The sequence below is a fragment of the Gemmatimonadota bacterium genome (assembly GCA_026706845.1).
Lineage (GTDB): Bacteria > Latescibacterota > UBA2968 > UBA2968 > UBA2968 > VXRD01.
On sequence record JAPOXY010000137.1, the window covers coordinates 1 to 4,310 of the forward strand.

The window sequence follows — 4,310 nt, forward strand, 5'->3', positions numbered from 1 at the left end:
GGTGAAGCTGGCGGTATCACGCAGCATATTGGTGCATATCACGTTGAGCTCGGTGATGGTCGTGAAATCTGTTTTCTCGATACGCCGGGGCACGAAGCTTTTACGGCGATGCGTGCCAGGGGTGCCAGCGTAACTGATGTCGTCGTTCTGGTCGTGGCGGCAGATGATAGTGTGATGCCACAAACAGTAGAAGCCATTGATCATGCCAAAGCGGCCAACGTGCCCCTCGTCGTGGCAATTAACAAAATTGACTTGCCAACTTCCGATCCCGACAAAATCAAACGGGAATTGACCGAGCACAATGTCATCGTAGAGGATTATGGCGGTAATGTTCAAGTCTGCGAAATTTCCGCCAAAACTGGACAAAATATCGATGCTTTGCTCGAGTTGCTGGCTCTTGAAACAGAAATGCTCGAACTTGTGGCCAATCCCGATAAGCGCGCCAAAGGCACCATTGTAGAATCAAAACTCGACCGCGGACGGGGAAATGTTGCAACAGTGCTCGTGCAAGAAGGCAGGTTACAAGTCGGTGATCCGTTTATTACAGGCATGTTCAGTGGGCGCGTCCGCGCAATGCTCGATGAGCGTGGTATATCCGTGACAACAGCAGGACCTTCTCGGCCGGTTCAAGTTCTCGGTCTGGCCGGGTTGCCCCAGGCAGGGGATACTTTTCATGTCGTTGAAAATGAGCGCGAAGCCCGCGATATCAGCCAGAAACGGCAGCAACTCAGGCGCGAACAAGAATTTCATCGGGTACGTCGGGTATCATTGTCCGACATTCACACCCAGATTGAGACGGGCAATATGGAGGAATTGCGTCTGATTATTAAAGGCGATGTCGATGGGTCTGTCGAGGCTTTGCAAGACGCATTATTGCAAATTGAACACGAAGAAGTGCATTTATCGGTGATTCACCGCGGTGTAGGTGCTATCTCTGAATCTGACATTTTGCTCGCATCAGCCTCTGATGCCATTATCATCGGATTTAATGTGCGTCCCGATGCAAATGCAAGAGAGGTCGCGGCACGAGAACGCGTTGATATCCGTTTGTATCGCGTAATTTACGAAGTCGTCGAAGACATTCGCGCTGCCCTTTCTGGATTGTTGGCACCCAAAATTGAAGAAAATGTACAGGGCGAAGCGCAGGTCCGCGAGCTTTTCCAGGTGCCGAGTGTTGGGACGATTGCCGGATGTCTTGTTTCTCAAGGACTCATCCACCGCACGACCAATGCGCGCGTTTTGCGCGATGGCGTTATTGTTTACGAAGGCCGTATTGGGTCTTTGCGGCGTTTTAAGGATGATGTTCGCGAAGTGCAAAACGGTTTTGAATGCGGCATTGGTATCGAAAATTTTAACGATGTCAAAGTCGGCGATGTTATTGAAACTTACGAACTCGTTGAAACTACCCGCTCGATCTAATGACCATTGGTTTTTGTCATCTCGATCTGTATTTGCCCGAATGCGCCTCGCTGAAACAGAAACGCAGCGTGCTCAAGAGCATCACGGCGCGCACGCGCAACAAATTCAATGTATCTGTTTCTGAACTGGGCGATAATGACCGCTGGCAAAGAGCACAATTAGGTGTTGCAACAGTTGCCAACGACTCGCGGTATGCCAATCAGATATTGTCAAAGGTAGTCAATTTCATCGAGCGAGAAGATCGCCTTATTGTGGTAGATTATTCGTTGGAGTTGCTCTGATATGCCATCTTATCGGCCGGAAAGTGTGGGAAAAGCCATTCAGGTTGCCCTGAGTGAAATTTTGCATACGGAAACCCGTGACCCCGGTCTGTCCGAAGTCACTATTACAGCTGTCACGATGTCTCGTGACCTGCGCACAGCCAGGGTCTATGTCAGTGTGATGAGCGGCTCCAGATCGCAAACACAGGTGCTCGAGCGCCTGATGGGGGCAATGTTTTTCTTGCGCCGTGCGCTCGCTCAGCGCGTTCAACTGCGACACGTGCCCGAGTTGGTTTTCGCCTGGGATGATTCCTTCACACAGGGCGCGAGAATCGAGGAATTGCTCAATAGTCTCGACACATAGGTGGTGCCCATAAACGGCTTTCTTTGTATAGACAAACCCGCTGGCTGGACCTCTCAAGATGTCGTCAGTCGGGTGCGTAAGCACTTTGGGATCAAAAAAGTAGGGCACACAGGTACTCTTGATCCCCTGGCAACGGGCGTTTTGCCACTTTGTCTGGGAGCTTATACGCGCTTGAGTTCCTATATTACGGACGGCAATAAACAATATCGTGCGGTTGTGCGTTTGGGGATGACGACCGATTCTCTCGATGCCGATGGTGTGGTTACCAGTAGATCGGGGGATATTCCTGCCGATTATGCACAAGTCGAGGCCGCTGTTACCGAATTCAGGGGGGCGATTGCACAGGTTCCGCCTATGTATTCGGCCATCCGCATGGGGGGGCGCAGGCTTTATGACCTCGCCCGAAGAGGTATTGAGGTTGAACGTCCTGCGCGTAATGTGTGCGTACATAAGCTCGATATTGTGGTTTATGCGCCGCCGCTCTTGCACCTGAACGTACATTGTTCTAAAGGCACTTATATTCGGTCGCTTGCAGACGATATTGGCAAACAGCTTGGATGTGGTGCTCATCTATCAACGCTTCGCAGAACTGCGGTGGGGAGTATTGGATTGGGGCAATGTGTTGCGATTTATGAACTCGAGCGTGTAGAGAGTATTTCTGACGTGTTGGTCAATCCCCACGCTGTTTTATCTGATCTGTCATCGGTTTGTCTGACAGAGGCACAGCAGGGGCGTTTTTCAAATGGCAATCCCGTGACCGATATTTTATCAGATGTCCAGGATATTGTGACAGTGCAAAATTCCCGGGGTATTTTGCTCGGTCTCGGTCATATCGTCGAGGGCGTCTTGAAGCCTATTCGCGTGATCCAGAATTGATGATGCGCACCATAACGCTTGAAGAACCGGTTGCGCTTGCTCACCCGGTGGTCACTGTTGGAACATTTGACGGCATTCACATCGGCCATGTCTCTGTCATTGAAGCTATGACCGATATGGTACGGGCGCGTAGGGGTACATCTGTTGTTGTCACTTTTGATCCACATCCCCGCCAGTTTATCGACGGTCCCGATGCTCCCGGGGTGTTGACATCGCTTGAGGAGAAACAGTATTGTCTCGCCTCTTTGGGAGTGGATATTCTGGCTGTTGTTGGATTTGATGACGCACTCCGGCAGTTGTCTCCCGAGGCATTTGTCAAATGCTTTCTGGTTGATAAACTCAGCGCCAGGTCTGTGATTGTAGGTTATGACCACGGTTTTGGAAGGGAGCGCCAGGGTGGGTTTGAGACGATGAAAAGGTTGGGAAAACAGTTTGGTTTTTCTGTTTTTTCTCCACCTGCTGTGTGCATCGCCGAAAAACCCGTGAGCAGTACCCGCATTCGCAACGCACTCCTGAAAGGGGACATGGATGCGGTTGTTCAGCTTATGGGACACCCTTACCCCTTGTGGGGGCGTGTGGTAGAGGGAGAAAAGCGGGGTAGAGCACTTGGTTTTCCCACTGCCAATCTCCTGTTTGAAACGCCGGGAAAACTCTTGCCGTCTCCGGGGGTTTATGCGGGTGTTGCCAGGCTGGATCAGCCCTATATCGCCGTTGTCAATTACGGCAAACGCCCTACATTTGGGGGGCAGTCAGCGCGTTGCGAAGTACATTTGCTCAATTTTTCACAAAATCTCTATGGAAAAATTTTACCCGTTGAGATTTTGTATCGCATTCGCGGCGAGCGTGAATTTAGTAGCAAAGAGGCTTTAATCGAACAGATCAAAGCAGATATACAGACCGCGGAAGATATGCTTTTGCGGCATCATACTGATGGAGGTAAATTTTGGCGTTAACAAAAGAAAAGAAGGCAGAGTTGATCGCACAATACGGGCGCAAAGAAGGCGATACAGGATCGCCACAAGTCCAGATTGCGCAACTTACAGAGCGTATTGTACAACTCATTGAACATTTTCAAACCCACAAGAAAGATCATCACTCGCGTCGAGGACTGCTCAAACTGGTTGGGCGTCGCCGCCGTCTGTTGCGGTATTTGCGGCGCATAGATTTAGAAGGTTATCGTAGCTTGATTGCGGCACTGGATATTCGCGGTTGAGTTTTTTTCAGGTATTCCAGCAGTTGGTTGTATCTCTGGCCTTTTTGTCAGAGCACTGGAATAGATGTGTTTTTAGGTAAATAGAGGAGATAGAATGATAGCAAAAGTAGAGCTTGAATATGCCGGTCGTCCGCTGACCATTGAAACGGGTCGGGTGGCCAAACAGTCACATGGGGCG

General features: G+C 50.3%; 6 protein-coding genes. All 6 read left to right on the forward strand.

Features of this window, described 5'->3' with window-relative positions:
* On the forward strand, positions 1-1,419 hold a 1,419-nt coding region (infB, locus tag OXG87_13395), incomplete at its 5' end, for a translation initiation factor IF-2 (protein ID MCY3870549.1).
* Positions 1,419-1,700 carry a DUF503 domain-containing protein gene (locus tag OXG87_13400; protein MCY3870550.1) on the forward strand — a complete coding sequence of 94 codons (282 nt, stop codon included), beginning with the start codon at positions 1,419-1,421 and terminating at the stop codon, positions 1,698-1,700. The genes infB and OXG87_13400, both read left to right, overlap by 1 nt.
* A 1-nt stretch (position 1,701) precedes the next feature.
* Complete coding sequence (gene rbfA / locus OXG87_13405) at positions 1,702-2,043, forward strand: 30S ribosome-binding factor RbfA (protein ID MCY3870551.1); 342 nt, start codon at positions 1,702-1,704, stop codon at positions 2,041-2,043.
* Complete coding sequence (gene truB / locus OXG87_13410) at positions 2,044-2,919, forward strand: tRNA pseudouridine(55) synthase TruB (GenBank protein MCY3870552.1); 876 nt, start codon at positions 2,044-2,046, stop codon at positions 2,917-2,919.
* Positions 2,919-3,872: a bifunctional riboflavin kinase/FAD synthetase gene (locus tag OXG87_13415; protein ID MCY3870553.1), complete on the forward strand. Its 954-nt coding sequence runs from the start codon at positions 2,919-2,921 to the stop codon at positions 3,870-3,872. Before truB ends, OXG87_13415 begins: the two co-directional genes overlap by 1 nt.
* The gene (rpsO, locus tag OXG87_13420; GenBank protein MCY3870554.1) at positions 3,863-4,132 is read left to right on the forward strand and encodes a 30S ribosomal protein S15; all 270 of its coding nucleotides are present in this window, start codon (positions 3,863-3,865) and stop codon (positions 4,130-4,132) included. The genes OXG87_13415 and rpsO overlap by 10 nt, the downstream gene beginning before the upstream one ends.
* Positions 4,133-4,310: the final 178 nt, after the last annotated feature.